Below are 26,624 nucleotides of genomic sequence, written 5' to 3'. Positions count from 1 at the left end.
TGGACCGGGCCGCCGCAGGGCACGGCAGGGCACGGAGCCGGAGGCACCGGCCGGGCGCCGTGCGCTCAGGTCCGTCCCGCGGCGGCGGCCCGGCTCATCCCGCGCAGGATGCGCTCCCCCGCCGCGACGCCCCGCTCGCTCAGTGCGGTGATGTGACCGGCCCTCCAGCCGCTGTCTGCGAGTTCACCGTGACCGGGCGTCCAGCCGCCGTCGGCGGCGAGCAACATGTCGGCGTCGAGCAGCGAGTCGCCCGCGGCGTACGTGTGCTCCGTGCCGGTACGCCGGGCGATCTCCTCGATGGCCGCGCTCTTGGTCAGCGGTCCGGGCACGGCGTAGATCTTGCGTCCCTGCAGCGACACCGTCCACCCGCGCTCCCCCGCCCACTCCGTCAGCTCCTTGACCCAGGAGTCCGGGAGACGGTCGCGGTCGACGACCAGATACGCGAACAGTTCGTCGGCGACGCGCTCTTTGAGCACCCAGTCCCCTCCGGCGGCCGCATGGCGCAGATGCCCGGTGATCTCGTCCAGCGGAGCGCAGGATTCCAGGCCGCGCAGCACGCGCGCGTGCCAGGTGGGGTCGGACTCGCCGTCGACCAGGAGGTGTCCGCCGTTGGCGCAGACCGCGTAGCGGGGCGGCGGGCCGGGCAGCCGTACACGCCGGTACTGCTCGCGGGTACGGGTGGTGGTCGGCACGAACACGCACCGGCCGGCCAGTCCGTCCAGCAGGGCGGCGGCCGTCTCGGTCATGTACGACAGCGGCCTGCGTTCGTAGGTCTCCACACACAGCAGTCGCGGCGCCTCGGCATCCGGCATGGTCAGCCCGAGCGCCGCAGCGGAGTAGATGAGCGTGCGGTCGAGGTCGCTGGCGATGAGGGGGAGTCCGCTCGGGGTCCCTCTGCCGGTAGCTCTGCCGGTGGCTCTGCCGTCCGTGCTGCCGCCCGCTCCGCCGACCGGGCTGTCGGCCGTGCTGTCGGCTGTGCTGTCGGCGCCCGTCATACGGCTGCCCTGCCGTCCGCGCCCGTGGCGCCCCGCGTGTAGCGCGGGTGGATCAGGCCGACACAGCTGTAGGGGAGCCCGTCGGCCTCCTCGACCGGTACTCCGCGCTGTCCGGCCAGCAGCCGCACATGGTCGAGGTCGGAGCCCGCGCCACGCCGGGCGAGCACCTTCCACGGCACTCTGCGCAGCAGTACGCGTGTCGTCTCACCGACCCCCGGCTTGACGAGGTTGACGTCACCGATGCCGTACTGCTCGCTGATCCGCTCCACCGCCCGCCAGCCCGCCCACGTGGGAGCGCGGTCGGAGGCGAGCAGCGCCGGGACGTCCTCGGCGACCAGGGCACGCACCTCCTCGAAGCGGTCCGTGACCGTGTCCAGGAAGAGCCCTGAGACGTCCGAACCGGCGAGTTCCCGGTAGCACTTCCCACCGTGGAAGTCGTGCGGGCCCACGAGGTCCGCGCGCAGCACAGTGCGCGAAATCAGTCCGGAGACGGTGGAGTTGAGGCAGGCGGAGGGGATGAGGAAGTCCTCACGTGTGCCGTAGGTGCGCACGCAGCCGCCCGGGTCCGCGAGGACGGCGAGTTCCGGGTCGAAGCCGTCGAAGGGGGCGACGGCTTCGGCGAGTTCACGGGTGATGGCTCCCTTGCCGGTCCAGCCGTCGACGAAGACGACGTCGGCGGGGTCGTGGTGGGCCGCGATCCAGCGCAGCGCGTTGGTGTCGATGCCGCGGCCGCGCACGATGGAGACGGTGTAGTGGGGCAGGTCGAGGCCGTGGACGCGCTGCGCCCAGCGGCGCATCAGGATGCCGACGGGCGTGCCCGCACGGGCAAGTGAGACAAGGACGGGCAGTCCGGCCGTTCGTCCGGGAGGGCCGCCGGTGCGTCCCGAACCGTCGGTATGTCCCGTACCGCCGGTGCCGTGCGTGCCCGGTCCCGGTGTCCGTCCCGGCCCGCGCTCCGCGAGCACGGTGTCGGTGACCGTGCCGACCGCGCGTGCGACGCGTGCTGCGGAAGCCTCCAGGGCGCTGTGGAAGAGCCGTTCGTACTCCGCGCTGGGCTGGTACTCGACCGGCAGCGACTCCGCGTAGTGCGCTCCGCCGCTCTGGATCGCCTCCTCCCGCTCCTCGGGGGGTGCCTCCAACTGCACGTCCGAGATGTCCCGCAGCAGCCAGCCGACGTCCTCGGCGGCGTACGAGGAGAATCCCGGTCCGCGCAGCGGGGGCGGCAGCGGTACGTAGGAGGGCAGCACCGCGAGCAGCACGGCACCGGTGTGCTCGGCGAGCCGGGAGAGGAGCCCGCCGGGAGCGTGCAGCGCGGGGGTGTCGGCGACCGAGTCGGTCACCAGGACGACCGCGTCGAAGCGGCGGTCCGGGTCGCTGCCCGGGGCGACGTTGTAGGCGTAGCGGGTGGCTGCCGCCCGGTCCCCACCCGGTGGGCCGTCGTGCGCGGGGTTGTCGTGCGCGGGGTTGTCGTGCGCCGGGAAGGCGAGCGCCGTACGCACCGCGTACGCCGGGTCGTCCACAGCCAGCACCGGCGAGCGGGTCGTGGTGGAGAACCGTACCTGCGCGCGGTCACCGAGTTGCCGCTCCAGTGCTTCGGCGAGGCGCAGCGGTGCGTACATCAACTCCTCGCAGCCCAGCAGCAGTACGCGCGGAACCGGGGCCCCGTCCGGGGCGCCGGAGAGGGCGGGAAGGGCCCCCGACTCGCTCAGCGCGGCCTCCAGGCGGGCGGCCATGGCGGGCAGTTCGGCGTCGAGCCGTGCGCGGTGGGCCGCGGTGAAGCCGTGCCGCCCGCCGTCCGGAAGGCCGCGCGGCCAGCCGGTCTCCACGCGTGTCACCGGGGCGGCCGGCTCTCGGCTGCCGGCGTGCCCTCCGGCGGGGACGGGCGCGCGGGCTCCCGCCGCCTCAGACTCCGCCTCAGACTCCGCCTCGGCGACGAGGCGGAGGCCGCGCTCCAGCACGTCGTGCGGGAGGGAGACCTGGCCGCTCGCCAGCGCCACCACCTCCACACGGGAGCCGAGTTCGGCGGCGAACTTCTCCAGCGCCGCCACGTCGCCGGAGGACCGCATGTCGGTGAGCGCCACCACCACGTACCGCTCGCGCGGGCGGCCGCGGTGCAGCGCGGCGATGGTGTTGCGCACGGTGCGGCCGGTGGAGAACTCGTCGTCGACCAGGACGAGCGGTCCGTCACCGTCCAGCAGCGCCGGGTCCTCGGGGAGCAGCAGATGGGACGTCGCGTGGCTGTGCTCCTCCTCGAACCCGCCGACCGCCTCGACTCCCCTCACCGGCCGCCGGGTCGAGTGCAGACAGGTGACGCCCGCGATGCCGTCCGCGACGCTGTGGCCGAGCCCGGTCGCGGTCTCCGCGTACCCCAGCACCACCGCCTCGTCCGCGAGAGCGTCACCGAGCAACGCTCGTACCCGGCGGCCGAGTTCGAGCCCGATGCCGTAGACCCTCCCGGGACTCCCGGGGATGTGCTTGCCCAGGACCTGCGAGACGAGGAGATGGGCGCGCTTCGGGTTACGGCGCAGGGCGAGGCCCATCAGCTCCCGCAGGCCGTCGCCGCTCAGCCGTACGTCCAGACGTTCGGCAACCCACTGACCGGACCACACCACTTCGCCCATTCCGTCCCTCGTCGCTCTCCCGCGCGCGCCCGCGCCCCGCGGGCTCATGCCTCTCGGCCCGCAGGTGCCGCGGCCGGCGCCCCCGGCACCGCTCCGGTTCCGGCGCCGCCGGACACCCTGGCTCCCGCTGCCAGTACGTCCACGAAACCGACCCCCTCGCGGGCCACGCCGAACAGCTCCGCCCTCAGCAGCGTGTGCTCCGCCCAGGCGCGGTGCGGCTTCACCTCGTTCATCTTGTTCGTGTAGGCGGAGCGCATCACTCCCCCGCCGCTGCGCTCGGGCCGCAGGATGTCCGTGGCGTCGCTGTACTCCTCCAGACTCACCACGGAAAGGGCGTGCACGGGCAGCACGTGCGAGGGGTGGATGCAGGTCTTGCCCATCAGGCCGTTGGCACGGTCGAGTTCGATCTCGCGCAGCAGCCCGTCGATGTCGTGGTCGATGAGCGCGGTCCGCAGCTCCTCCGCACGTCCGGTGAAGATGCTCTGCCGCAGCTGGGGCTTGAAGATCCTCTCCTGGAGGCGGAAGTACTCCCACACCGGGCCCGTGACGGTGTAGCCCGTGCCGTCCGCCCGCCCCAGCACATTGACCACGTCGCCGATGACGGAGGCGACGAGCTGGACGTCGTACGCGGTCATCTCCGGGGTGCGGCGCAGCCCGTAGGCCGAGCAGAAGTCCGTCACGCCCAGCCGCAGAGCGAGTATCCGCTCCCGGTACTTGTCCACGGTGCGGGCGATCCCGGCCAGGGTCCCGGGGCGCGTCTCCATGTGCAGCAGCTCCGGCGACTCCAGCACGGGCATCGCGAACAGCCGCCGCCCGGTGGCCGCTTCGGCCTCGGCGAGGGCCTCCAGGAACGGGATGCCGCTCTCCTCGGTGAACTTCGGCAGCACGAATCCGGACAGCAGCCGTCCGGCGGGGCCGAGCCGGGCCACCAGATCCGTGATCTGGCCGGGCGCGCGTACGCGGATGAACAACAGGGGCACATGCTGCGGCCGTTCCTGCCCCCGCCACTGCTCCTGCCCCTCGGGGCACACCAGTTGATCGAGCTGCTCCAGCTGCTCGACGAGGTTGGTCTCGGCCGCCACGACGTCCGCGTCGTCGATGGAGTCCTCCAGGCACAGCACCATCGACACCACCCCGAGCCCGGCCTGCTTGACCACGTCGGCCGCAAGACCGGGGCGCGTCGCCGGGCAGTAGAGAGTGGCCCCCAGAGCGACGGCGAGCGTGTGCCCCGGGGCGTCCGCGGTGAACTCGACGGGCTCATGGTGGAAGAGCCCGTGCCTCACCTCGGGTGAGAGGTGGCCGAAATGCCGCATGCTTGACCCCGTTTCCCCTCGCGCGGCATCCGGCGTGGCCGACGCGACCTTCGTGAATGAGCCTCGCCCGCCTCACGGGAGCTCCGGCCCTGTGGCGAGAACCAGCCGTTCATCGTACGTACGGGAGGGGGCAGATAGTTCCGCTCGGGGGTGAAAATCACGTTACCGCCAGGTGCCCGCCGGTCTCCTCGCGTTGTCGCGGAGCCGGAACGGAAGGCAGGATGAGCCCATGACGCACGCCATGGTGAAGGGTTCGAACATTCAGCTGGAGACCGTGGCGGTGCGTGCCGTCCTGTGCTGGTCGCCGGGTTCGGGAGTACCCGACGTCGACGCCTCGGCGCTGCTGCTCGACGACAGCGGCAAGGTCAGCTCGGACGAGGACTTCATCTTCTACAACCAGCCGCAGCACCCCACCGGTGTCGTCCGTCATCTGGCCAAGTCCCGGCAGGCGGACGCGGTGCGCGACTCCGTCGAGGCGGACCTGGCCGCCGTCGGCCCCGAGGTGGACCGCGTGCTGCTGGCAGCCTCCGCCGACGGCGGCACCTTCGCCGACGTACCGGGACTGCGGCTGCTGCTCTTCGGCGCGGCCGACGCCACCGCCGGCGAAGAGCCGCTGCTGGAGTTCGGCATCGAGCCGGAGACCGGCGCCGAGACGGCGATGATCTGCGGCGAGCTCTACAGGCGCGGCGACGGCTGGAAGTTCCGCGCTCTGGGGCAGGGTTACGCCACCGGGCTGCTCGGTCTGGCCACGGAGTACGGGATCACGGTGGAGGAGCCGGAATCCGGTGACGCGGGGACGGGTGGCGGCGGTGAGGTCCCGCCCCCGCCTCGCCACGCACCGGAGGACGCGACCGTACCGGCGATGACTGCGCCTGCGCCGCCCGCCCCCGAGCCGGAGCCCGACTTCCCGCTCATGGCACCGGCACCCGGACCGGCGGCGCCCGCGGCGCAGGCACAGGCGCAGGCCGTTCAGGCGCCGACGCAGCCGGCGTACGGATACCCGCAGCCCCCTCAGCACCCGCCCGCCACCCAGCCCGCGTACGGCTACCCGCAGCCGGCCTACGGCTATCCGCAGCCCGATCCGGACTTCACACTTCCGCCCCAGGGACCTCAGTTCCAGAGCCGGTAGTCACCGGCGTCGGCGGTGCCGGACCGGCGGTTCCGGACACCGCCCAGCGGGCCGCGCCGCGACGGGCCGGACGTCCGGCGGCCGGCCCGTTTCACGCCTTTCCGGTCTTGTATCCGCGGCCCCACTGCAGCCCCCAGCCGTAGAGGCGGTCCAACTCCGCCTGGAAGCCGTACACGTAGCGCGCTTCACGCCGGACCACGAGCTGGTCCTTCTCATGGTGCAGGAGCAGCACCGCGCACGAACGCGCCTGTGGTGCCCGCTGGTCGAGTCCGACCTCGACGCGCGGGCCGTTGCTGGGGTGGAGCGTGAGGATCGCATGCGTACGGTCGAAGGCGGGGGTGCCGTCGTAGATGTACACGAAGAAGAGCAGCCGTTTGATGCTGTCCTTGTGGTCGAGGTTGACATAGATCGTCTCGCCCGACGGCGAGCCGAAACGGTCGTCACCGGTGAGCTTCACGAACGGCGGGGAGTTCCAGTCGCCGAGGAAGTTGCCCAGCGGCTGCACCACTCCCTTGGAACCGTCGGTCAGTTCGTACATACAGGCCAGGTCGAGGTCCACATCGACCACACCCTGGGTGTGGGCCTGCACCACCTTCGGCTTCAGCGCCTGCAGCGGGTTGCGGAGCCATGCGCCGCCCCCGGTGTCGTCGAAGTCCGACGTGCGCATGCGCCAGGAGAGATTGACCCGGAGGCTGCCGCTGTCCGCGCCCTGTTCGGTCAGCGAGACCGACGCGTGACGCTTGGTCAGCTCGACCGCGTAGGTCGAAGGTCCGCCGATCGTGTCGAACTTGGGTCCCCGCCGAAGACCGCTACGCCAGTTCTCCCACAGAGAGACCATCACGCACCCCCACTAGTGCTCCACAACGCCGCGGGGCGGCGCCGAGCCGCGACTCGGTGCCGCCCCGCCAAGAGCGTTCCGCAAACAGGCCCCGGTGACACACGGATCACGGCAGCCGCCGCGAGGCCGATGTCACACGGAAGTTCTACGCCTTGCTGCCGACCTCGGACTCCTCGGAGGGCTCCTTGCCCCCGTCGCCGTCACCCGCCTCGATCGCCCGGTTGCGCCGGAGCGAGGACCAGAAGGACGCGGCGATCAGAGCGACACCGATCAGACCGGTGATCACCTCGTTGATCTCGTACTTGATGGTGATCAGCAGGATCGTGGCCAGGGCACCGATGGCGTAGTGCGCACCGTGCTCGAGGTAGACGTAGTCGTCGAGCGTGCCCTGGCGGACCAGGTAGACGGTGAGCGAACGGACGTACATCGCGCCGATGCCCAGGCCGAGCGCCATCCAGAAGATGTGGTTGGTGATGGCGAAGGCGCCGATGACGCCGTCGAAGGAGAAGGAGGCGTCGAGCACCTCGAGGTAGAGGAACATGAAGAACGCCGCCTTGCCGGCGAGGCCGACCATCGTCGGGTCCTTGCCCTCACGCTTGGCCTGCTCCTCGGCTTCGTGCTTCCGCTCGTCCTCCTCTTCGAGCTTGTTCTCGAAGTGCCCGGAGAGTCCGCCGACGAGGAGGTAGGTGATGAGCCCCGCGACGCCCGAGAGCAGCACGGTGGCGGACTTGTCGGCGGTCGTGCCGCCGTGCTGGTGCGCCTCGACGGCGAAGGTCATCGCGGAGAGCATCAGCACGATCAGCGCGATGCAGACCGAGAGCATGTCGACCTTGCCGAGCCTTGCCAGGGGGCGCTCCAGCCAGGGGATCCACTTGTGCTCCCGCTCCTCGAAGATGAAGTTGAGGAAGATCATCAGCAGGAACATCCCGCCGAAGGCGGCGATGGACGGGTGGGCGTCGGTGACGAGCTGCTGGTACGTCTCGGGCTCGTCCATGGCGAGCTGCACGGCCTCGATGGGCCCGACCTTGGCGCTGATGGCCACGATCACGACCGGGAAGACCAGCCGCATTCCGAACACCGCGATGAGGATGCCGATGGTGAGGAAGATCCGCTGCCAGAACGCGTTCATCTTCTTGAGCACGCCGGCGTTGACGACGGCGTTGTCGAAGGACAGCGAGATCTCGAGGACGGAGAGGATCGCCACCACGGCGAAGCCCTTCCACCCCCAGAAGAACGCGGCGAGGGCGAGTCCTCCGGCGGTGACACCGAAGGACCAGCCGAAGGTTTTCAGAAGCACTGGGCTACCCAATCAGCTTTACGAACAAATGACCTTGGCTTACGAAACGTTGACCCCGAAGTCTAGAGCGATGCCGCGCAAGCCCGAGGCGTACCCCTGCCCAACGGCCCGGAACTTCCACTCCCCGCCGTGCCGGTAGATCTCACCGAAGATCATCGCCGTCTCGGAGGAGGCGTCCTCGGTGAGGTCGTAGCGCGCGAGTTCCTGGCCGTCCGCCTGGTTGACGACGCGGATGTAGGCGTCCGTGACCTGGCCGAACGTCTGCTGACGGGTGTCGGCGTCGTAGATGGAGACCGCATAGACGATCTTGTCGACGTGGGCGGGGACGAGTGAGAGATCCACCAGGACCGTCTCGTCGTCATCGCCACCGGTGCCCCCGACCAGTTCGTCACCGGTGTGCTCGACCGATCCGTCGGGGCTCTTGAGGTTGTTGTAGAAAATGAAGTACTCGTCCCCGAGCACCCGGCCGTTCGCGCACATCAGCGCGCTGGCGTCCAGGTCGAAGGCCGCGCCGGTGGTCGAGCGGGACCTCCACCCCAGACCGATCTGCGCCTGGGTCAGGTTCGGTGCGGCCTTCGAGAGGGAGACATTTCCCCCCTTGGCGAGCGTGACGCCCATGATCTGTTCCTCTCCCCGGTGGTGATGCGCCCAGTGTGCCGACACCACCGGCGCCGCACACCTCCTGCTTACGGAAGCCTGCGGCGCCGGTGGCTGCCGAGATCTCTCAGACGTTGACGCCGAAGTCCTGCGCGATGCCGCGCAGGCCCGACGCGTAGCCCTGGCCGATTGCCCGGAACTTCCACTCCGCGCCGTGCCGGTAGAGCTCGCCGAAGACCATGGCCGTCTCCGTCGATGCGTCCTCACTCAGGTCGTAGCGGGCCAGCTCGTTGTTGTCCGCCTGGTTGACGACGCGGATGTACGCGTTGCGCACCTGGCCGAAGCTCTGCTGGCGGCTCTCCGCCTCGTAGATGGAGACCGGGAAGACGATCTTGTCCACCTCGGCCGGCACACCCGCGAGGTTCACCTTGACGACCTCGTCGTCGCCCTCGCCCTCACCGGTGAGGTTGTCGCCGGTGTGCTCGACGGAGCCGTCGGGGCTCTTGAGATTGTTGAAGAAGACAAAGTTCTGGTCACTGCCGACCTTGCCCTCGGCGTTCGCCAGGATGGCACTGGCGTCCAGGTCGAAGTCCGAGCCCGTGGTCGTACGGGCGTCCCAGCCCAGTCCGACGATCACGGCCGTCAGGTTCGGGGCCTCCTTGGTCAGCGAGACGTTGCCGCCCTTGCTGAGACTGACTCCCACGAGTCCTCCAGGGTTTCTGTCGAACGGAGCACTGCGTGCGCCCGTATTTCGGTTACCTCAGATCAACGAGTTGATCCTAGTGAGCGGTTCCCCCTGACCACAGGGGTTCTCAGAGGGTTTCGAGTGCTTTGACGTAGTCGTTCAGGTCGCGGGCGTCGGGCAGCCCGTTCACCACGGTCCAGCGGACGACGCCCTCGGTGTCGATGATGAAGGTGCCTCGTACCGCGCACCCCTTCTCCTCGTCGAAGACGCCGAACGCCCGGGAGGCGTCACCGTGCGGCCAGAAGTCGGAGAGCAGCGGGTACTCCAGGCCCTCCTGCTCGGCGAAGACACGCAGAGCGAAGGGTGAGTCGTTGGACACGGCGAGCAACTGCACGTCGTCGTTGACGAACGCGGGCAGTTCATCGCGCAGCGCGCACAGTTCGCCGGTGCACACTCCCGTGAAGGCGAAGGGGTAGAAGAGCAGAACGACGTTCTTCTTGCCCCGGAAGTCGGAGAGCGAGACCGACTCGCCGTGCTGGCTCTTCAGCGTGAAGTCCGGTGCCTTGGTGCCGACCTCGATGGCCATGGGGTGAGGGGTCCCTTCTGTACGGAAGACGGTGCGTGCGCCCCTGGGCGGAAGCCGCGGCGACGGGCTCCGCGGGACGCACCGGCGCAGTCTTTCACCCCCGGGTGACAAGCGGACGGGCCCCCGGCAGCCTGACTGCCGGGGGCCCCTGTCCGCGTCTTCTTCACCGCTCTCCGGAGCGCCTGCGCGCCTACCGCTTGCCGGACCGAGCGGCCTTGGGCGTCACGAGGCGGCTGCCGCTCCAGTCCTTGCCCGCGTTGACGGTGCTGGTCTGGGCAAGTCCCGCGGTCTGCGCCGCCTCGCCGATCTCGCTCGGCTCCACGTATCCCTCGCGGCCCGTCTTGGGCGTCATCAGCCAGACCGGAGAACCCGCATCGATCATCGTGGTGGCGTCCACCAGCGCGTCCGTCAGGTCACCGTCCTCCTCGCGGAACCACAGCATCACGGCGTCGGCCACGTCGTCGTAGTCCTCGTCGACGAGCTCCGTACCCGTGATGGCCTCGATTCCCTCACGGAGTGCCTGCTCGGTGTCGTCGTCGTAACCGAGCTCCTGGACCACCTGTCCGGGCTGGAAACCCAGCCTTGCGGCGGGGTTGGTCCGCTCCTCCGCGTGGTCCGCGGTCGCGCTCACGGATTGCCTCCTGTCCTTTGCTGGAATGTGCCTTGCGCCCCGCGCGCACGCGAGGCGATGGCCGTAGTCCACACGGGCAGGGCGGATCGCGCAAGTACCCCACCACGCCTCCCGCCCAAACGTTGACGTGTCAGCCCACAATGCCCGATGAACAGTGATTCACACCACAGCGCCCCGATGTGGATGACCGACTTTGCCCCCTTCTGTCTCTGCCGTCCCACGGGCGGCACGGCGAGGCCGCCCCGGGCGTAGGGTGGCAATTCGGCCCCCTTTCTTGATCCTTCCCCCGAAGCACTGCGCGGAGGCACCGGGTTACCTCCCGGTAGAGATGACGTGAGCGCGGCGGCGGTACACGATGGAGGCGGCGCGACACCATGCAGAGCAATAACGAACAGCGAAGGAACAGCGTGGCTTCCGGATCCGATCGCAACCCGATCATCATTGGCGGCCTTCCCAGCCAGGTCCCGGACTTTGATCCCGAGGAGACCCAGGAGTGGCTCGACTCGCTCGACGCGGCCGTCGACGAGCGGGGCCGGGGACGTGCCCGCTATCTCATGCTCCGCCTCATCGAGCGGGCACGCGAAAAGCGTGTCGCCGTACCGGAGATGCGCAGCACGGACTACGTCAACACCATCGCGACGAAGGACGAGCCTTTCTTCCCCGGCAACGAGGAGATCGAGCGCAAGGTCCTCAACGCGACCCGCTGGAACGCCGCGGTGATGGTCTCCCGCGCACAGCGGCCCGGCATCGGCGTCGGCGGACACATCGCCACCTTCGCCTCCTCGGCCTCCCTCTACGACGTGGGCTTCAACCACTTCTTCCGCGGCAAGGACGAGGGCGACGGCGGCGACCAGGTCTTCTTCCAGGGCCACGCCTCTCCCGGCATCTACGCCCGCGCGTTCCTGCTCGACCGGCTCTCCGAGGCACAGCTCGACGGCTTCCGGCAGGAGAAGAGCAAGGGAGCCGACGGCCTCTCCAGCTATCCGCACCCGCGGTCCATGCCGGATTTCTGGGAGTTCCCCACGGTCTCCATGGGGCTCGGCCCGATCGGGGCGATCCATCAGGCCAGGATGAACCGGTACATGGAGGCACGCGGCATCGCCGACACCTCCAAGTCCCACGTATGGGCCTTCCTCGGCGACGGCGAGATGGACGAGCCGGAATCGCTCGGCCAGCTCTCGCTGCCGGCCCGTGAGGGCCTGGACAACCTCACCTTCGTCATCAACTGCAACCTGCAGCGGCTGGACGGACCCGTACGCGGCAACGGCAAGGTCATCCAGGAGCTGGAGTCCTACTTCCGCGGCGCCGGCTGGAACGTGATCAAGCTGGTCTGGGACCGATCCTGGGACCCGCTGCTGGCCCAGGACCGCGACGGCGTGCTGGTCAACAAGCTCAACACCACTCCGGACGGGCAGTTCCAGACCTACGCCACGGAGAGCGGCGCCTATATCCGCGATCACTTCTTCGGCGGCGACCAGCGGCTGCGGGCCATGTCCGAGAACATGACCGACGACCAGCTGCTGCACCTGGGGCGCGGCGGTCACGACCACCGCAAGGTGTACGCGGCCTACAAGGCGGCCAAGGAGCACCAGGGCCAGCCCACCGTGATTCTCGCCCAGACCATCAAGGGCTGGACGCTGGGGCCGAACTTCGAAGGCCGCAACGCCACGCACCAGATGAAGAAGCTGACGGTCGACGACCTCAAGGGCTTCCGCGACCGGCTGCGCCTGCCGATCCCGGACAAGGAGCTGGAGTCCGGTGCCCCGCCGTACTACCACCCGGGCAAGAGTTCCGAAGAGATCCAGTACATGCACGACCGGCGCCAGGAGCTGGGCGGCTACGTGCCCACCCGCGTTAACCGGTCCAAGCCGCTCAAGCTCCCCGGCGACAAGCCCTACGCGGCGGTCAAGAAGGGCTCGGGGCAGCAGGAGATCGCCACCACGATGGCCTTCGTGCGGCTGCTGAAGGATCTGATGCGGGACAAGGAGATCGGCAAGCGCTTCGTGCCGATCGCACCGGACGAGTACCGCACGTTCGGGATGGACTCCTTCTTCCCCTCGGCCAAGATCTACAACCCGCTGGGCCAGAGCTACGAGTCCGTGGACCGCGAACTGCTGCTGGCCTACAAGGAGTCGCCGAGCGGCCAGATGCTGCACGACGGCATCACGGAGGCCGGCTGCACCGCGGCGCTGACGGCCGCGGGCTCGGCCTATGCCACACACGGCGAGCCGCTGATCCCGATCTACGTCTTCTACTCGATGTTCGGCTTCCAGCGGACCGGCGACCAGTTCTGGCAGATGGCCGACCAGATGTCCCGCGGCTTCGTGCTGGGCGCCACCGCGGGCCGCACCACTCTGACCGGTGAGGGCCTGCAGCACGCCGACGGCCACTCGCAGCTGCTCGCCTCGACCAATCCGGCCGCCGTCGCCTACGACCCGGCCTTCGGCTTCGAGATCGCGCACATCGTCAAGGACGGCCTGCGGCGGATGTACGGCTCCAGCCCGGAGCACCCGCAGGGAGAGGACGTCTTCTACTACCTCACCGTCTACAACGAGCCGGTCCGCCAGCCCGCGGAGCCGGAGAACGTGGACGTCGAGGGCATCCTGCAGGGCCTGTACCGCTATCGGGAGGGCACCGCGGGGACGCTCGGTGCGCAGATCCTCGCCTCCGGCGTGGCCCTGCCCTGGGCCCTGGAGGCCCAGCAGATCCTGGCCGAGGACTGGAACGTCAAGGCGGACGTCTGGTCGGCGACGTCGTGGAACGAGCTGCGACGCGAGGCGGTGGAGGCCGAGAAGCACAACCTGCTGCACCCGGAGGAGGAGCAGCGCGTGCCGTACGTGACACGCAAGCTCCAGGACACGGAGGGTCCGAAGGTGGCCGTGTCCGACTGGATGCGAGCCGTCCCCGACCAGATCGCCCGCTGGGTGCCCGGCACCTACCAGTCGCTGGGTGCGGACGGGTTCGGTTTCGCCGACACGCGCGGCGCGGCCCGGCGCTTCTTCCACATCGACGCCCAGTCGATCGTGCTCGGGGTGCTGACGGAGCTGGCGCGTGAGGGGAAGCTGGACCGCTCGGCGCTGAAGCAGGCCGTGGACCGCTACCAGCTGCTGGATGTGGCGGCGGCGGACCCGGGCGCGGCCGGCGGCGACGCCTGAGCCGCAGCCCGGTCCGTGCCGTGCCGGTCCCCGCCTCCGGGCGGGGACCGGCACAGGTGTGATCCCCCGGCCGCGGACTTTCCCGCTGCCCGGCCCTCTCCCCGCTGCACGGCGCGTCATTCAGCGCTCCCAGAGCTTGAAGGCCCGCACCCGGTATTCCCCCTCGGGTGTCCAGGAGCCGGAGGGATGGGTGTGGAACTCGCCCGTCTCGGCGCATTCACCGCTCTGGTACACGGTCGCGGGGCGTCCGGTGCGGTTGGCGAAGGAGAGGGCGCTCACCCCTTTCGGCAGCGGCACGCAGCTCTCGACCGGAACTCCGCTCAGTTCGTAAGTGCGCCGGTCGCCCCGGAATCCGGGCCGCGCCCACAGGCACAGCTCCCCCGCGGCGCACTCCCCCAGCCTCGTCCGCTCTCCGTCCTGCCGCGCCCCGGCTCCGTCCAGCCGGTCGACTGCGGTGTGCGGCGGCGCGGCGTGCGACCGTGAGGCCGCCGCTTCCGTCGCCACCGCCGGTGCCGACGCCGGGACGATCCCGGCCGCCGCGAGCGTCACGGCCATGACGGCCCGTGCCGTACCCCTCCGGCTCCGTCCGGACATACGCGTGCCCGCTTCGGTCATCTCGATCACTTCCCCGTATCCGGCCGGGCTCGTTCACCCGGCGTCGTGATCAGGATGTCCGGGCGTGCGGGCCCGGCCAAGAGATGTCCGGCCGTTTCACCAGGACAGGTGGCGAAGTTGTCCACAGGCAAGGCCCGCGCGGTTCTGCTCCGCGCCGCACAGGTATCGGGGCGGACCGGCCAGTGCCGTTCCGCCCCGATCCCCCCGCTCATGACGCGCCGCCACGCATGCGCTGCGCTTCGCGGCGCGAAGTGTCTACACGTGCACGGACGGCCCCGAGTCGTTCGTGCCGCGCTTGGTGAAGAAGGCCACGCCCGCGGCGAGCACGGCGACGATGCCGGCGCAGGTGAAGGCGAGCCCCATGCCGGAGATGAAGGACTCGTGCACGACCGACTTCATCGCCGCGGCGATCTGCTCCGGGGTTCCCTGCGGCGCGGGCGGGGCGACCCCGACCTCGGCGGCGCCCTTCAGCTTGTCCTCCTGCCCGGGCCCGAGCGGCGGAAGCTTGGCCTCCGCCCACTTCCGGGGCAGTTCGGTGTCCACCCGCGAGGCCATGACGACGCCCAGCACGGCCGTACCGAGGCTGCCGCCCACCTGCATCGCGGCCTGCTGCAGCCCGCCCGCGACACCGGCGTGCTCCAGCGGCGCGTTGCCGACGATGACCTCGGTCGCGCCGACCATCACCGGCGCCAGCCCCAGGCCCAGCAGTGCGAACCAGAGCGAGGTGACGGCGGCGCCGCTGTCCGCGTCCAGCGTGGAGAGCCCGAACATCGCCACCGCCGCGATGATCATGGCGGTGACGAGCGGCACACGGGGCCCGATCCTGGAGATCACCGCACCCGCGAGCGGTGAGGCGACGATCATCATCGCGGTCAGGGGCAGCAGCCGGATGCCGCTGTCCACCGGGGCCATGCCGTGCACGTTCTGCAGGTAGAAGGTGACGAAGAAGATGCCGCCCATGAACCCGAAGGCCATCAGCACCATCAGCACCGTTCCGGCCGTGAGCGGGACGGAGCGGAACATGCTCAGCGGAAGCAGGGGCTCGTGCGCCCTGGACTCCCAGAACCCGAAGACGAGGAACGTGACGAGCGCCGCGGCGAGGAAGCCCACCGTCGCGGGGTCGGCCCAGCCCCAGGCAGGCGCCTTGATCAGCGCCCAGATGAGGCAGAACATCGCGGTGGACAGCAGCACGATGCCCGGGACGTCGAAGGAGCGGGGGGCGTTCTGCGCGCGGTGGTCGAGGAGGATCACCAGCCCCATCAGCAGTGCGACCAGGCCGACGGGGATGTTGATGAAGAAGACGGATTCCCAGTTGACGTGTTCGACGAGGAGACCGCCCACGATGGGGCCGGCCGCGGTCGAGGCGCCGATGACCGCACCCCAGATGCCGATGGCCGCGTTCAGCTTCTCGGCGGGGAACGAGGCACGCAGGAGTCCCAGGGCGGCGGGCATGAGCAGCGCGCCGAAGAGTCCCTGCAGCACACGGAAGGTGATCACGAGCGAGACGCTGCCGCCGAGGCCGATCGCCCCGGACGCGGCGGCGAAGCCGACGACGCCGACGAGGAACGTCTGCCGGTGTCCGAACCGGTCACCGAGCTTTCCCGCGGTGATCAGAGCGACCGCGAGGGCCAGAAGATATCCGTTGGTGATCCACTGGACGTCCGCGAGTGACGCGCCGAGGTCCTGCTGAATGGCAGGGTTGGCGATGGCGACGATCGTGGCGTCCAGGGCCACCATCGTGATCCCGATGGCGACGGTGACGAGGGTCAGCCACGGGTGGCCGCGGAGCCCCCTTCCCGGTATCCCTGAGTCGCGCGAACCGGGCGGTTCAGCCTCCTGGCCTTTGACGATGCTGGTCTGGGAACTCATGGCGCGAGAATAGTGACAGTCGCTGACAATTGACAAACCGAATCGATCGTCGGTAGATGTCAGGCTGCTCACACCACGGTGAGCAGCACGAATCCACTGGGAGGTGGCCGAAGTGACCGGACTGCGTGAGCGCAAGAAGCAGCGCACCCGGGACGCCCTCATCCGCGCCGCCCACGAACTCTTCGTCGAGCAGGGCTACGAGGCGACCACCGTGGACGAGATCGTCGCCTCCGTGGACGTCTCCCAGCGCACCTTCTTCCGGTACTTCTCCAGCAAGGAGGAGGTGGCCTTCGCCCTCCAGACACTCGTCTCGGAGCGCTACCTGGAGGCCGTACGCCGCCGCCCGCCCGGAGGCTCGCCGGTGGAGGTGCTGCGCAGCACCCTCGACGAGACCTGGCAGAGCATCGGCGAGTCCCTGGAGGAGATCGTCCCCATCCCGCTGCACATGAGGATGTGGCAGATCATCGAGACCACACCGGCCCTCGTCGCCGTCGACCTGCGCCGCTCCGTGGAGATGGAGGAGCGCCTCGCCGCCGAGATCGCCCGCCGCGAGGGCCTGGACCCGGACGTCGACCCGCGGCCACGGGTGCTTGTCGCGGCGTTCTCCGGGGTGATGAGGGCCGCCATCCGCGGCTGGAGCTCGGGCGAGGACATCACCGTGCACGCCGCCCGCGACGCGGTCGAGTCCTATGTGAACCAGCTGGGCCCCGCCCTCAGCCAGGACTGGACCGCAGGCCGCGCAGCACCCGGGGGCCGGCAGTCGCCGACGGCTCCGGTCCCGCCCGCGCCCGGACCGCCGTCCCCCAACTGACCCGCGGGCACGGCTCCCCGGGCGCCCCGCCGCACGCCCCCGCGCTGTGCGGCAGCCTCCATTCGCTCCGGAACTGACCCGATCAGGCGTGGCGAAACGTGAGATGGCTCACGGCGGTCACGAGCACACCGCCGCGTCTCCTAGGGTGGCTGCCCAGTGACTTCCTTCCCCGCCCTCGGCAACCCCCTGTCGGGTTCCGGCATTCCGACTGCCGGAACCCCGGGCGGCACTGCGCTGCGAGCGGTGCTCGCTCTCGCGGTGGTGCTGGTCCTGCTGATGACGACCGGCTGGACGGCCGTCCGCGACTACGACGGCACTCCCGGTCCGTACGCCGCGGGACTGCTGGCCTGGGAGAAGGGCACCATCGCCGGACGTTCGCTGCCCGCACCGGACGGGAAGCCGGCCGCCGTCGCCCGCTTCTTCCGCTCACTCACGCCCGTCCAGCGGCAACGGCTGGCCGACCGCTATCCCCTGGTGGTCGGCAACCTGGGCGGAGCCCCCCTGGAACTGCGCTACCGCGCCAACCACAAGGCGCTGGCCGAGGCACGGGACGTGGAACGCGAGCGCGTGACGGACGAGCGGCTCACCGAAGAGGGACGGCTCACGGCGAGCAGCCGCATGGAACGCTTCGATTCCATGCTCCGGCCCGGACGCCAGATCCTCGCCTTCGACCCGACAGGACGCGGACGGGCAGCGGAGGTCTTCGGTGATCTCGGCAGCGCGCGCCGGGTGTCCGTCGTCGTGCCGGGCGTGGACACCGAACTGCTCACCTTCGAGAAGTCCGACCGGCCCTACGCCGCGCCCGCCGGGATGGCACGGGCCCTGCAGGATCGCCAGGCCGCCGCCGCACCGGCCGTGCCGACGGCGACCGTCGCCTGGGCCGACTACACCGCACCGACCGGCCTGGGAGTCGAGGCCGCCTCCGGCCACCTCGCCGAGGACGGCGCCGAGCGGCTCGAACGCTTCGTGGACGGGCTGCGCGGAAACTCCCGCATCGCGCTGTTCTGTCACAGCTACGGCTCCGTCGTGTGCGGCGAGGCCGCGACGGAACTGCCGGAGAAGGTCACCGACATCGCCGTGTCCGGCAGCCCGGGGATGCGGGTGGACCACGCCGGTGAACTCGGCACCCACGCCCGCGTATGGGCCGTGCGTGACAGCGACGACTGGATCGCGGACGTGCCGCACATGGAGGTCGGCGGACTGGGTCACGGTGCCGATCCCGTCTCGGCCGCCTTCGGCGCACGCAGGCTCTCCGCGAACGGGGCGAGGGGACACACCGGCTACTACGTGCCTGGCACGGAGAGCCTGGACAATTTCGCCGGCATCGCCACAGGTTCGTACTCCACCGTCCACTGCGCCCCCAGCGACCCCGGCTGCCTCGGCACCTCCGACCGCACCTTGTAGCCGCCCGATGCGTCTCGCGCCAAGGAATTACGCGCGTAGCGCCGGTAGGGGGGACGTGCGGGCGCCTCGCGCATACGATGGGCCGCATGGGTGACGTACTGGCTGGAATTCACTCCACCTGGGAGTTCGACACGGACTCCGTGCTCATCCGCTTCGAACGGGGGATCCGCACACCGAAGCTCTTCCACGTGCTCGGGGAGCGGCGCGTTCCGTACGAGGCGTTGAGCGCTGTCGAACTGGCGCCGGGTGGCAAACGCGGCACGGTGGTGCTGCGCGCCGAGCCCCGCGCGGGCGCCGACCCCTTGATGGAGGCGGCCGCGGGGCAGCTCAAGGAGGGCTGCGACCCCTACCGCCTGGTGCTGCCCCTCGAGCGCGAGACGCTGGCCGACTACTACGCCACGGAGCTGCGCGCCGTGCTGGGCGCGGACGCCGACAAGCCCGCCGAGCACCATCTGGTGGCCGCTCCCGCTGCACCGCAGAGCTTCAAGGCGTACGACGGCAAGGCCTCCTTCGACGGCAAGACGGTCTTCTTCCGCTGGTTCTGGACGGGCGCCTCGTCCACGAAGTGGAAGGCGGGCGACCAGAGCTTCGCGGTGAGCGAGCTGGAGGACGTGGAGTGGCGTTCGCCCGAGATCGCGGGCGGACATCTGCGTGTGCTGCCGCGGTCCGGCAGGGCCCCCGAGGAGGGAGTGCCCGACAAGGACCCGGCCTCGGTGGTCTTCGGCATCGGCTACGGGCTGGTCCACGAATCGCTGCCGTTCGCCGCTTCGGTGCTGGAATCCGTACGGGTGGCGGCTCCGGAGACCGCACCGGTGTGCTCCTCGCCTTCCTCTTCGGCCTCCTCGGCCTCGGCAGCCGGAGCGTCGCGCACCGCGCACCCCGGACGCTCGGACCCCGCGGACATCGCCGAACGCATACGGCACCTCGGAGAGCTGCACGAGGCGGGACTGCTGACGGAAGACGAGTTCACGAAGAAGAAGGCCGACCTGCTGGCCGAGCTCTGAGCGCACCGGCCCGCAGTATCCGCACGGCGGGCCGGGCCCTACTGCGGTAGGGGGTCCGTCCGGTACCCGCGCATGACGTGGGGCACGGCAGCCGCGCCATACGCTGAGCGCGCCATGTCCACCTCTCCGCCGCGGGTCAGACAGCCCGCCGAACCGCCGCACGGGTCCGGACAGCCGCTGAACGGGACCGTGCGTACGGCGCTGCACGGACTGCGTTCGCTCGGGACGGCCCTGGCCCCGCGGGCGGGCCTGGGCGAGCCGCCGCCCGCGCCCCGGAACGGGCGGCGGAGACGGCAGCTGGCGTACCTGCTCGCCCTCGCCCTTGTCGCCGTGCTGGTACCGGTCACCTCCAACGTTCTCGCCGAGGACTACCGGCTGCCCGGCGCGGTGGCCATCTCGCTGGGCTTCGTGCAGGCCGCTCCCCTGCTCCTCGCGGTGACCCGCCCGCTGCAGGCCTGGTGGATCGTGATCACCGCCGACACCGCCGGGGCCGTGCTCGTCCTGGTCACCCCACCCGGCGGTCATTCCTGGCCCTGGCCCGCCACGGTGATCGTCGGCTATCTGGCGCTGTGCCTGGCGCTCGCGCTGCGGGAGAGCCGCCGCACACTCGTCGCCGTCTGGTCGGTGACCGTCACGCTCTCCCTCGCGCTCGGCTTCCTCGCGCAGGACCGCAGCGACGGGACGAACGTGCTGCTGATCGTGCTCAGCGGGATCATCCTGCTCTTCGGTGCGGCGCTGCGCGAACGGGCCGACGCGCAGCAGCGGCTGGCCGAGCAGGAGACCATCAGCGAAGCCGAACGGGCACGGCGCACGCTGCTGGAGGAGCGCGCCCGTATCGCACGCGAACTGCACGACGTGGTCGCGCACCACATGTCCGTCATCACGGTCCAGGCCGACAGCGCGCCCTACCGGCTGGCGGGGCTGCCCCACGAGGCCCGGGAGGAGTTCGGGGCGATCGCCTCCACCGCGCGCGAGTCGCTCTCCGAGATGCGCCGCCTGCTCGGTGTGCTGCGCAGCGAGGAGAACAACGGCGAACGCGCACCGCAGCCGGAGCTGGACCGGCTCTCCCAGCTCGCGGAGGCGACCGTACGGGCGGGCGTCCCCACCGAACTGTCGGTCGCGCCAGGCACGTCGGGGCTGCCGCAGGCAGTGCAGCTCTCGGCGTACCGCATCGTCCAGGAGGCGCTGGCCAACGTCGTACGGCACGCGCCGGGCGCGTCCGCCCGGGTGCTGGTGACCGGGCACGGCACCGGGCACGGGACCGGGCACAGCCGCAGCGGCCCCGCCGGCCCGGGCGGAACTCCCGGCGCAGGCGCGGACGGTGAGAAGGACACTCCCGGCAACGGCGCCGGCACGGCTGCACGCGAGGACGCCGGTGCCTGCCTGACCGTCCTGGTCGTCAACGGTCCGGCGCCGAGGCCCGGCGGACCGCCCCTGGAGAGCACCGGGACGGGCCACGGTCTCGTCGGCATGCGCGAACGCGTGCGTCTCGTCGGGGGCACGCTCGACACAGGTCCGCTGCCCGACGGCGGATTCCGCGTCGCCGCCCGGCTGCCCCTGGTCCTGGCAGCAGCGCCCGGGAAGGACGACGCGCCCTCATGCTCGCGTGATCATCGTCGATGACCAGGCCATGGTCCGGGCGGGCTTCGCCGCCCTCCTGGCGGCACAGCCCGACATCGACGTGGTGGGCGAGGCGGCGGACGGCGCGCAGGGCGTCGAACTGTGCCGCCGTGAGCACCCGGACGTGGTCCTGATGGACGTCCGCATGCCGGAGACGGACGGGCTGGAGGCCGCACGGAAACTGCTCGGCCCAGGACCGTCCGGCGGGACGGCCCGCACCCCGAGAGTGCTGATGCTGACCACCTTCGACGTCGACGACTACGTCTACGAGGCGCTCCGCGCGGGGGCCAGCGGCTTTCTGCTCAAGGACGCCCCTCCGTCGGACCTCATCGCCGCCGTACGGGTCGTGGCGGCGGGCGAGGCGCTGCTCGCGCCCTCCGTCACCCGTCGCCTGATCGCCGACTTCGCACGGCAGCGGCCGGCACCGCGCACGTCACGGGCCCTCCGGCTGAACGGACTCACCGACAGGGAGACCGAGGTGCTGGAACTGCTCGCACGCGGCCGCTCCAACAGCGAGATCGCGGAATGCCTCGTGCTGGCGGAGCAGACGGTCAAGACGCATGTGAGCCGCATCTTCACCAAGCTCCGGCTTCGTGACCGGGCACAGGCCGTGATCTTCGCCTACGAGTCGGGGCTCGTCTCGCCCGGCGAGGTCTGAGGGCCCTCCGCACGTACGGGCGCACGGACCCGCCCCGGCCCGTGCAGCGCCCCGCTTCTCCGCCGCCCGTCCGGCGCTCCCTCCCCGCCGCGCGCCCCTCCTCCCCCCGGACGGTGCCCCGCTACCCGGGTATCACCCGGGAGTTGGCCCCGCGGTGTGACGCGGGGCCGCAGACCTTCGCCCGACTCTCCTCCCACCGAGCCGCCGGGTCCTCCGGCGGCCGCCGGAGGGAGGAACGGGATGAAGCGTCGCCTGAAGCGGGCACTGACCGCCGCCGCGCTCGTTTGCACCGTCGTCGCCGCCACAGCGGGATGGGCGGCCGGATCGCAGCAGACCCCCGTCACCGGGCCGCCACCCGGAACGGCCTCCTGGCGTGCCGACAGCGCGACGCTGGGACGCGCCCTGCCCGACCCGCACCGGACCGGTCCGGGCCGCCTCGCCGCGTTCTTCTCCGGCCTCGGGCGGGAACAGCGGCAGGCACTGGCACGAAGGCATCCCCTCGTCGTGGGAAATCTCGACGGCGCACCGGTGTCCCTTCGGTACGCGGCCAACCGCCGTGCCCTGCGTGCCGAGTCGGCACGTCTGCGGCACACGGCTGCCGGCCCCGGCCGGTCCGCCCCGGAGCAGCAGCGGGCACGGGCGAAGGCAGCCCGGTACACCCGGCTCCTCGCCGGCGGGCGGCAGATCCTCGCCTTCGACCCGCGCGGACGGGGCCAGGTTGCCGAGGTCTTCGGGAATCTGACGGACGCTGAGCGCAGGGCGGTCCTCGTACCGGGTTCGGACATCGACCTGGCCACGTTCGCCGGCCCGGCCCGGGACAGGTACGCAACACCGGCGGGCATGGCCACGTCGCTGCGGGCCCGTATGGCGACGGAGCAGCCCGGCACCCGGACCGCCGTCATCGCCTGGGCCGGCTACACCACGCCCGTCGGACTCGGCCCCGACGCGGCCACCGCACGCCTGGCCGAGGCGGGGGCGCCCCGTCTGGAGCGATTCCTGCGGGGCCTTGCCCGTACCGGGACGCCCGCTCCCGCGGTGTTCTGCCACAGCTACGGGTCCGTCGTGTGCGGCAAGGCCGCTCACGCGCTGACCCGCGAGGAGGCGGCCGATCTCGTCGTCTTCGGTTCGCCCGGCATGCACGTGCGCTCCGCGCCCGGGCTCGGCACGCGCGTACGGATCTGGGCGGCCCGCGCCGAGGGCGACTGGATCGGCCGGGTGCCGAACGTGCGGTTACTCGGCCTCGGGCACGGCGCCGACCCGGCCGCGGACGGCTTCGGCGCGCGGGTGGTCTCCTCCGCGCGCGCCGAGGGCCACACGGGATATCTCCGGCCCGGAGCGGATTCGCGGATCAGCTTCGCGGCGATCGCCCTCGGTTCGTACGGGGCGGTGCGCTGCGCGGACACGTCCCCGCAGTGCACGCACGGGCTTGCGAGCTGAGCGCGGGCACCGGGAGGGCACGCGCTGCCCGCCCGCCGCGCGGTGTCACTCCCGTCCCGCGGAGGTGAAGGACATGTCGGCGTAGCGGTCGCCCGCCACGCGTGAGGCGATGGGCTCCAGCAACGCCAGTTCCCGCTCGGTCAGTTCGATGCGGGTGGCCGCCGTGTTCTCCTCGATCCGCGTACGACTGCGGGTGCCCGGGATCGGCACGACCGTCAGCCCTTCGTGCAGCCGCGCCTGCTGCTGCACCCACGCCAGCGCGATCTGTCCGAGCGTCGCACCGTGCGCGTCGGCCACCTGCCGTACAGGCTCCAGCAGCGCCGCGTTGGCGGCCGCGTTTCCTCCTGTGAACCGCGGCAGCCCGCGGCGGAAGTCGTCGCCGGTGAGCTCCTTCTCCGCGTCCGCGAAGGACCCCGTGAGGAAGCCCCGGCCGAGCGGCGAGTACGGCACGAAGGCGACGCCGAGTTCACGGGCCGCGTCCACCACGCTTCCCTCGACGTCGCGGCTGAAGAGCGACCACTCCGACTGCAGTGCCGCGACGGGGTGGACGGCCTGCGCCGCGCGCAGTTCGCCGGCCGTCACCTCGCTCAGTCCGATGTGCCTGACCTTGCCCTCCCGCACCAGCTCCGACATGGCGCCGACGCTCTCCTCGACGGGGACGTTCACATCCCGCCTGTGCATGTAGTACAGGTCGATCGCCTCGACGCCGAGCCTGCGCAGGCTGCCCTCGACGCACTCCCGCATGTACGGGCGGTCGTTGCGGATGACACGCCTGTGAGGATCGGACGGGTCGTGACCGATGGCGAACTTCGTCGCCAGGGTGATCTCGTCCCTGTGCGCCCCTACGAACGGCGCGATGAACTTCTCGTTCTCCCCCGCCCCGTACATGTCCGCGGTGTCGTAGAGCGTGACGCCCAGCTCAAGGGCCCGCTCGAGCGTCGCCCGTGCCTCGTCGGCGTCGGTGGGCCCGTAGGCGAAGCTCATGCCCATGCAGCCCAGGCCCTGCACGCCCACGTCGGGGCCGCCGGTGCCCAGCCGTACGGTCGCGATCTTCTCGCTGCCGCGAGAGTGCGTGCTCATGCCGTCCTCCCGGACGTCTCGTGCGCCGGCGGCGACGGACGGCGCGCGGCGTAGGTGTCGATCTTGTAGTCGAGTACCGCGAGTGTCTCCCGCAGTTCGGCGATCCGGTGCCGCACGTCCTCGCGCGTGGCGACGAGAAGTTCGTGCCGCTCGGGAAAAGTGTGTTCACCCTCGCGTACGAGCTCGGCGTAACGGACCATGTCCGCGACCGGCATCCCCGTGAGCCGCAACTTGCCGACCAGGCCGATCCAGTCGAGGTCCCTGTTGGTGAAGCGCCGCTGCCCCGTGTGGGACCGGTCCACGTGCGGCATCAGGCCGATCCGCTCGTACCAGCGCAGGGTGTGAGCGCTCAGACCGCAGATCGCGGCGACCTCGCTGATGGTGTAGCGGTCCTGGCCGTCCGGTCTGGGGTGCGGCGCCTCTCCCGTGACGCACACGTCCGGTTCGACCGCTTCGTCCGCTGTCTCCGTCTCCGTCACAGTCATAAGTGAACGCTACGGACCTGGAGTGCGCTCCAAGCAAGCGCAAAGTTCCGGCCAATTCGCCTCGCGTTACGCTCGGGAGCCATGGACAGCCTGCGGATGATCGACGACTGGCCGGTGCCGACCGCCGCGGCGGTCGTCGTCACACTCGAGAGCGACGGCACACCCGCCGTCACCGGCCACCACGGACCCACCGACCACCGTTTCGCACTCGCCTCCGTCACCAAGCCGCTCGCGGCCTACGCCGCGCTGATCGCCGTCGAGGAAGGCGCGGTGGAACTGGACGAACCCGCGGGCCCGGCCGGTGCGACCGTCCGCCACCTCCTCGCCCACACGTCCGGGCTGGCGTTCGACGAAGACCGCCCGATGGCCGAACCGGGCACGCGGCGCATCTACTCCAACGCCGGGTTCGAGGCGCTGGGCGACCATCTCGCGAAGGTCACCGAGATCCCCTTCCCGCAGTACCTCCACGAGGCCGTACTGGAGCCGCTGGGCATGACGGCGACCGAACTGCCCGGTTCCCCGGCCAAGGACGCCGTGTCCAACGCCGACGACCTCGCACGCTTCGCCGCCGAACTGCTCGCGCCGCGGCTCCTCTCCAGCGCGACACTCTACGAGGCGACCTCGGTCGTCTTCCCCGGGCTGAAGGGGGTGCTGCCGGGTTACGGAAACCAGTCACCCAACGACTGGGGGCTGGGGTTCGAGATCAGGGACGGCAAGGCCCCGCACTGGACGGGCGCTTCCTCCTCGCCGCGCACCTTCGGGCATTTCGGCCAGTCGGGAACGTTCCTGTGGGTCGACCCCGACGCGGGTGCGGCATGCGTCGCCCTCGCCGACCGCGACTTCGGGCAGTGGGCCGTCGACGCATGGCCGCCCTTCACCGACGCGGTGCTGGCCGGACTGCGCGCCGGGTGACGGCTGCCGCCGCCCGGAAAGCCGCCGTCCCGCGGCACGTTCCCGCGCGGCGGCCGCACACCGGGCAGCCGCTCACGCGGCACCGCGCGCGGAGCCCGGCCCCGCGGCCTCAGCCGTAACCGGGCTCCGCGTGCATCTCCCACATCAGCAGTTCCACGGGACCGTCCACACCCCGCGCTTCCAGGTCCCTCGCGTCGGTGATACGGGCGGCGTCGCCGGCAAGCAGCAGTTCATCCCCGGCCCCGTTCCGATCCCCGGCCCCGGCCCCGTCCTCCACGGCACCCGAGCTGATCCCGGCCGATCCGCGCACCACGTGCACGTACACCCACGCCGCGTCCGGGACGGCGGTACGCTCACCGTCCGCCAGCCGGCGCACGTGCAGCACCGCATCCGTACGCGGCACCGCGAAGGGCGTGCCGTCCGCGATGCCGTGCACCACTTCGTACTCCGGCTCGACGCTCTCGTCAGCCCCCTCCGGGCCGCTGCCGCCGCGCACACCGGGGACCAGCCACATCTGCACGAAGCACAGCGGCCCTTCCCCCGCGTTGCGTTCGCTGTGCCGCACGCCGCTGCCCGCGCCCAGCCGCTGCACGTCCCCGGGACGTACGCACGAGGAGCGGCCCGTCGAATCCCGGTGCTCCAGTTCGCCCTCGACGACCCACGTCACGATCTCCACGTCCCGGTGCGGGTGTTCGGGGAAGCCCGCCCCCGGAGCCAGCCGCTCCTCGTTGCATGCCACGAGCTGCCCGAAGCCGGTGTTGTCCGGATCGTAGAAACCCGAGAAGGAGAAGGCGTGCCGGGTGTCGACACCCGCCGCCGCGTCACCGCCCCGATACCGGTCAGCCGCCCGCCACACCTGAAGCATGTGCCCACGTTAATCCG

23 protein-coding genes are annotated in these 26,624 nt (G+C 70.9%); 9 read left to right on the top strand and 14 right to left on the bottom strand.

The genetic code is table 11. The annotated features are described in order from the left end of the window. Window positions 1–65: 65 nt before the first annotated feature. Genes H343_RS0120225 through H343_RS31720 form a run of 3 tightly spaced genes read right to left on the bottom strand, consistent with a single transcriptional unit; the run spans window position 66 to window position 4,929 of the window. Entirely contained in the window at window positions 66–995 is a 930-nt protein-coding gene (locus H343_RS0120225; RefSeq protein ID WP_486586977.1) for an HAD family hydrolase, read from the bottom strand. Then, window positions 992–3,616, bottom strand: a complete 2,625-nt coding sequence (locus tag H343_RS0120220; RefSeq protein ID WP_028432639.1) for a phosphoribosyltransferase — start codon at window positions 3,614–3,616, stop codon at window positions 992–994. Before H343_RS0120220 ends, H343_RS0120225 begins: the two co-directional genes overlap by 4 nt. Window positions 3,617–3,660: 44 nt before the next feature. After that, window positions 3,661–4,929, bottom strand: a complete 1,269-nt coding sequence (locus H343_RS31720; protein ID WP_078505933.1) for an HpcH/HpaI aldolase/citrate lyase family protein — start codon at window positions 4,927–4,929, stop codon at window positions 3,661–3,663. A 229-nt stretch (window positions 4,930–5,158) separates the two neighbouring features. On the opposite strand from H343_RS31720, the gene H343_RS0120210 reads away from it, so the two are divergent. After that, window positions 5,159–6,058, top strand: coding sequence for a TerD family protein (locus H343_RS0120210; RefSeq protein WP_028432638.1), 900 nt, complete (start codon window positions 5,159–5,161; stop codon window positions 6,056–6,058). 91 nt (window positions 6,059–6,149) lie between these two features. On the opposite strand, the gene H343_RS0120200 is transcribed toward H343_RS0120210, so the two are convergent. From H343_RS0120200 to H343_RS0120175, 6 genes are all read right to left on the bottom strand, one after another. Further along, window positions 6,150–6,896, bottom strand: coding sequence for a Tellurium resistance (locus H343_RS0120200; protein WP_028432637.1), 747 nt, complete (start codon window positions 6,894–6,896; stop codon window positions 6,150–6,152). Window positions 6,897–7,041: 145 nt separating this feature from the next. Then, window positions 7,042–8,193: a DUF475 domain-containing protein gene (locus tag H343_RS0120195; RefSeq protein ID WP_028432636.1), complete on the bottom strand. Its 1,152-nt coding sequence runs from the start codon at window positions 8,191–8,193 to the stop codon at window positions 7,042–7,044. Window positions 8,194–8,232: 39 nt separating this feature from the next. After that, the gene (locus H343_RS0120190) at window positions 8,233–8,811 is read right to left on the bottom strand and encodes a TerD family protein (RefSeq protein WP_028432635.1); all 579 of its coding nucleotides are present in this window, start codon (window positions 8,809–8,811) and stop codon (window positions 8,233–8,235) included. Window positions 8,812–8,917: 106 nt separating this feature from the next. Continuing rightward, complete coding sequence (locus H343_RS0120185; RefSeq protein ID WP_028432634.1) at window positions 8,918–9,493, bottom strand: TerD family protein; 576 nt, start codon at window positions 9,491–9,493, stop codon at window positions 8,918–8,920. A gap of 109 nt (window positions 9,494–9,602) precedes the next feature. Beyond that, window positions 9,603–10,061, bottom strand: a complete 459-nt coding sequence (locus H343_RS0120180; protein WP_028432633.1) for a peroxiredoxin — start codon at window positions 10,059–10,061, stop codon at window positions 9,603–9,605. Between the two features lie 190 nt (window positions 10,062–10,251). Beyond that, window positions 10,252–10,692, bottom strand: coding sequence for a DUF3052 domain-containing protein (locus tag H343_RS0120175; RefSeq protein WP_028432632.1), 441 nt, complete (start codon window positions 10,690–10,692; stop codon window positions 10,252–10,254). Between the two features lie 407 nt (window positions 10,693–11,099). Here H343_RS0120175 and aceE point away from each other — a divergent pair, with 407 nt between their 5' ends. Further along, a complete protein-coding gene (gene aceE, locus H343_RS0120170) occupies window positions 11,100–13,847 on the top strand; it encodes a pyruvate dehydrogenase (acetyl-transferring), homodimeric type (protein ID WP_028432631.1) in 2,748 nt (915 codons plus the stop codon). A 120-nt stretch (window positions 13,848–13,967) separates the two neighbouring features. On the opposite strand, the gene H343_RS0120165 is transcribed toward aceE, so the two are convergent. Both H343_RS0120165 and H343_RS0120160 read right to left on the bottom strand, forming a co-directional pair. Next, on the bottom strand, window positions 13,968–14,402 hold the full coding sequence (locus H343_RS0120165; RefSeq protein WP_028432630.1) for a peptidase inhibitor family I36 protein: 435 nt from the start codon (window positions 14,400–14,402) through the stop codon (window positions 13,968–13,970). Window positions 14,403–14,717: 315 nt separating this feature from the next. Continuing rightward, a complete protein-coding gene (locus H343_RS0120160; protein WP_028432629.1) occupies window positions 14,718–16,331 on the bottom strand; it encodes an MFS transporter in 1,614 nt (537 codons plus the stop codon). Between the two features lie 112 nt (window positions 16,332–16,443). Here H343_RS0120160 and H343_RS31715 point away from each other — a divergent pair, with 112 nt between their 5' ends. The 6 genes from H343_RS31715 to H343_RS0120130 all read left to right on the top strand — a co-directional run bounded on the left by H343_RS31715 (window position 16,444) and on the right by H343_RS0120130 (window position 23,265). After that, window positions 16,444–17,142 carry a TetR family transcriptional regulator gene (locus H343_RS31715; protein ID WP_078505942.1) on the top strand — a complete coding sequence of 233 codons (699 nt, stop codon included), beginning with the start codon at window positions 16,444–16,446 and terminating at the stop codon, window positions 17,140–17,142. A 156-nt stretch (window positions 17,143–17,298) separates the two neighbouring features. Beyond that, window positions 17,299–18,546 carry an alpha/beta hydrolase gene (locus H343_RS0120150; RefSeq protein ID WP_028432628.1) on the top strand — a complete coding sequence of 416 codons (1,248 nt, stop codon included), beginning with the start codon at window positions 17,299–17,301 and terminating at the stop codon, window positions 18,544–18,546. Window positions 18,547–18,632: 86 nt separating this feature from the next. After that, on the top strand, window positions 18,633–19,550 hold the full coding sequence (locus H343_RS0120145; RefSeq protein ID WP_028432627.1) for a DUF4429 domain-containing protein: 918 nt from the start codon (window positions 18,633–18,635) through the stop codon (window positions 19,548–19,550). A 114-nt stretch (window positions 19,551–19,664) separates the two neighbouring features. Beyond that, entirely contained in the window at window positions 19,665–21,173 is a 1,509-nt protein-coding gene (locus tag H343_RS0120140) for a histidine kinase (RefSeq protein ID WP_028432626.1), read from the top strand. A 7-nt stretch (window positions 21,174–21,180) separates the two neighbouring features. Next, window positions 21,181–21,828 carry a response regulator transcription factor gene (locus H343_RS0120135; RefSeq protein ID WP_051265603.1) on the top strand — a complete coding sequence of 216 codons (648 nt, stop codon included), beginning with the start codon at window positions 21,181–21,183 and terminating at the stop codon, window positions 21,826–21,828. A gap of 240 nt (window positions 21,829–22,068) precedes the next feature. Then, the gene (locus tag H343_RS0120130) at window positions 22,069–23,265 is read left to right on the top strand and encodes an alpha/beta hydrolase (protein ID WP_028432624.1); all 1,197 of its coding nucleotides are present in this window, start codon (window positions 22,069–22,071) and stop codon (window positions 23,263–23,265) included. A gap of 45 nt (window positions 23,266–23,310) precedes the next feature. On the opposite strand, the gene H343_RS0120125 is transcribed toward H343_RS0120130, so the two are convergent. Beyond that, window positions 23,311–24,345 carry an aldo/keto reductase gene (locus H343_RS0120125; protein ID WP_028432623.1) on the bottom strand — a complete coding sequence of 345 codons (1,035 nt, stop codon included), beginning with the start codon at window positions 24,343–24,345 and terminating at the stop codon, window positions 23,311–23,313. After that, the gene (locus H343_RS0120120; protein WP_028432622.1) at window positions 24,342–24,830 is read right to left on the bottom strand and encodes a MerR family transcriptional regulator; all 489 of its coding nucleotides are present in this window, start codon (window positions 24,828–24,830) and stop codon (window positions 24,342–24,344) included. The genes H343_RS0120125 and H343_RS0120120 overlap by 4 nt, the downstream gene beginning before the upstream one ends. Window positions 24,831–24,911: 81 nt before the next feature. On the opposite strand from H343_RS0120120, the gene H343_RS0120115 reads away from it, so the two are divergent. Continuing rightward, a complete protein-coding gene (locus tag H343_RS0120115) occupies window positions 24,912–25,742 on the top strand; it encodes a serine hydrolase domain-containing protein (protein WP_028432621.1) in 831 nt (276 codons plus the stop codon). Between the two features lie 109 nt (window positions 25,743–25,851). Here H343_RS0120115 and H343_RS0120110 read toward each other — a convergent pair whose 3' ends face one another. Beyond that, a complete protein-coding gene (locus tag H343_RS0120110) occupies window positions 25,852–26,607 on the bottom strand; it encodes a pirin family protein (RefSeq protein WP_028432620.1) in 756 nt (251 codons plus the stop codon). Window positions 26,608–26,624 lie beyond the last annotated feature (17 nt).

The organism is Streptomyces sp. TAA204, assembly GCF_000424965.1.
The sequence above is the reverse complement of the archived record's forward strand: the minus strand, read 5'-3'. Positions and strand labels throughout refer to the sequence as shown.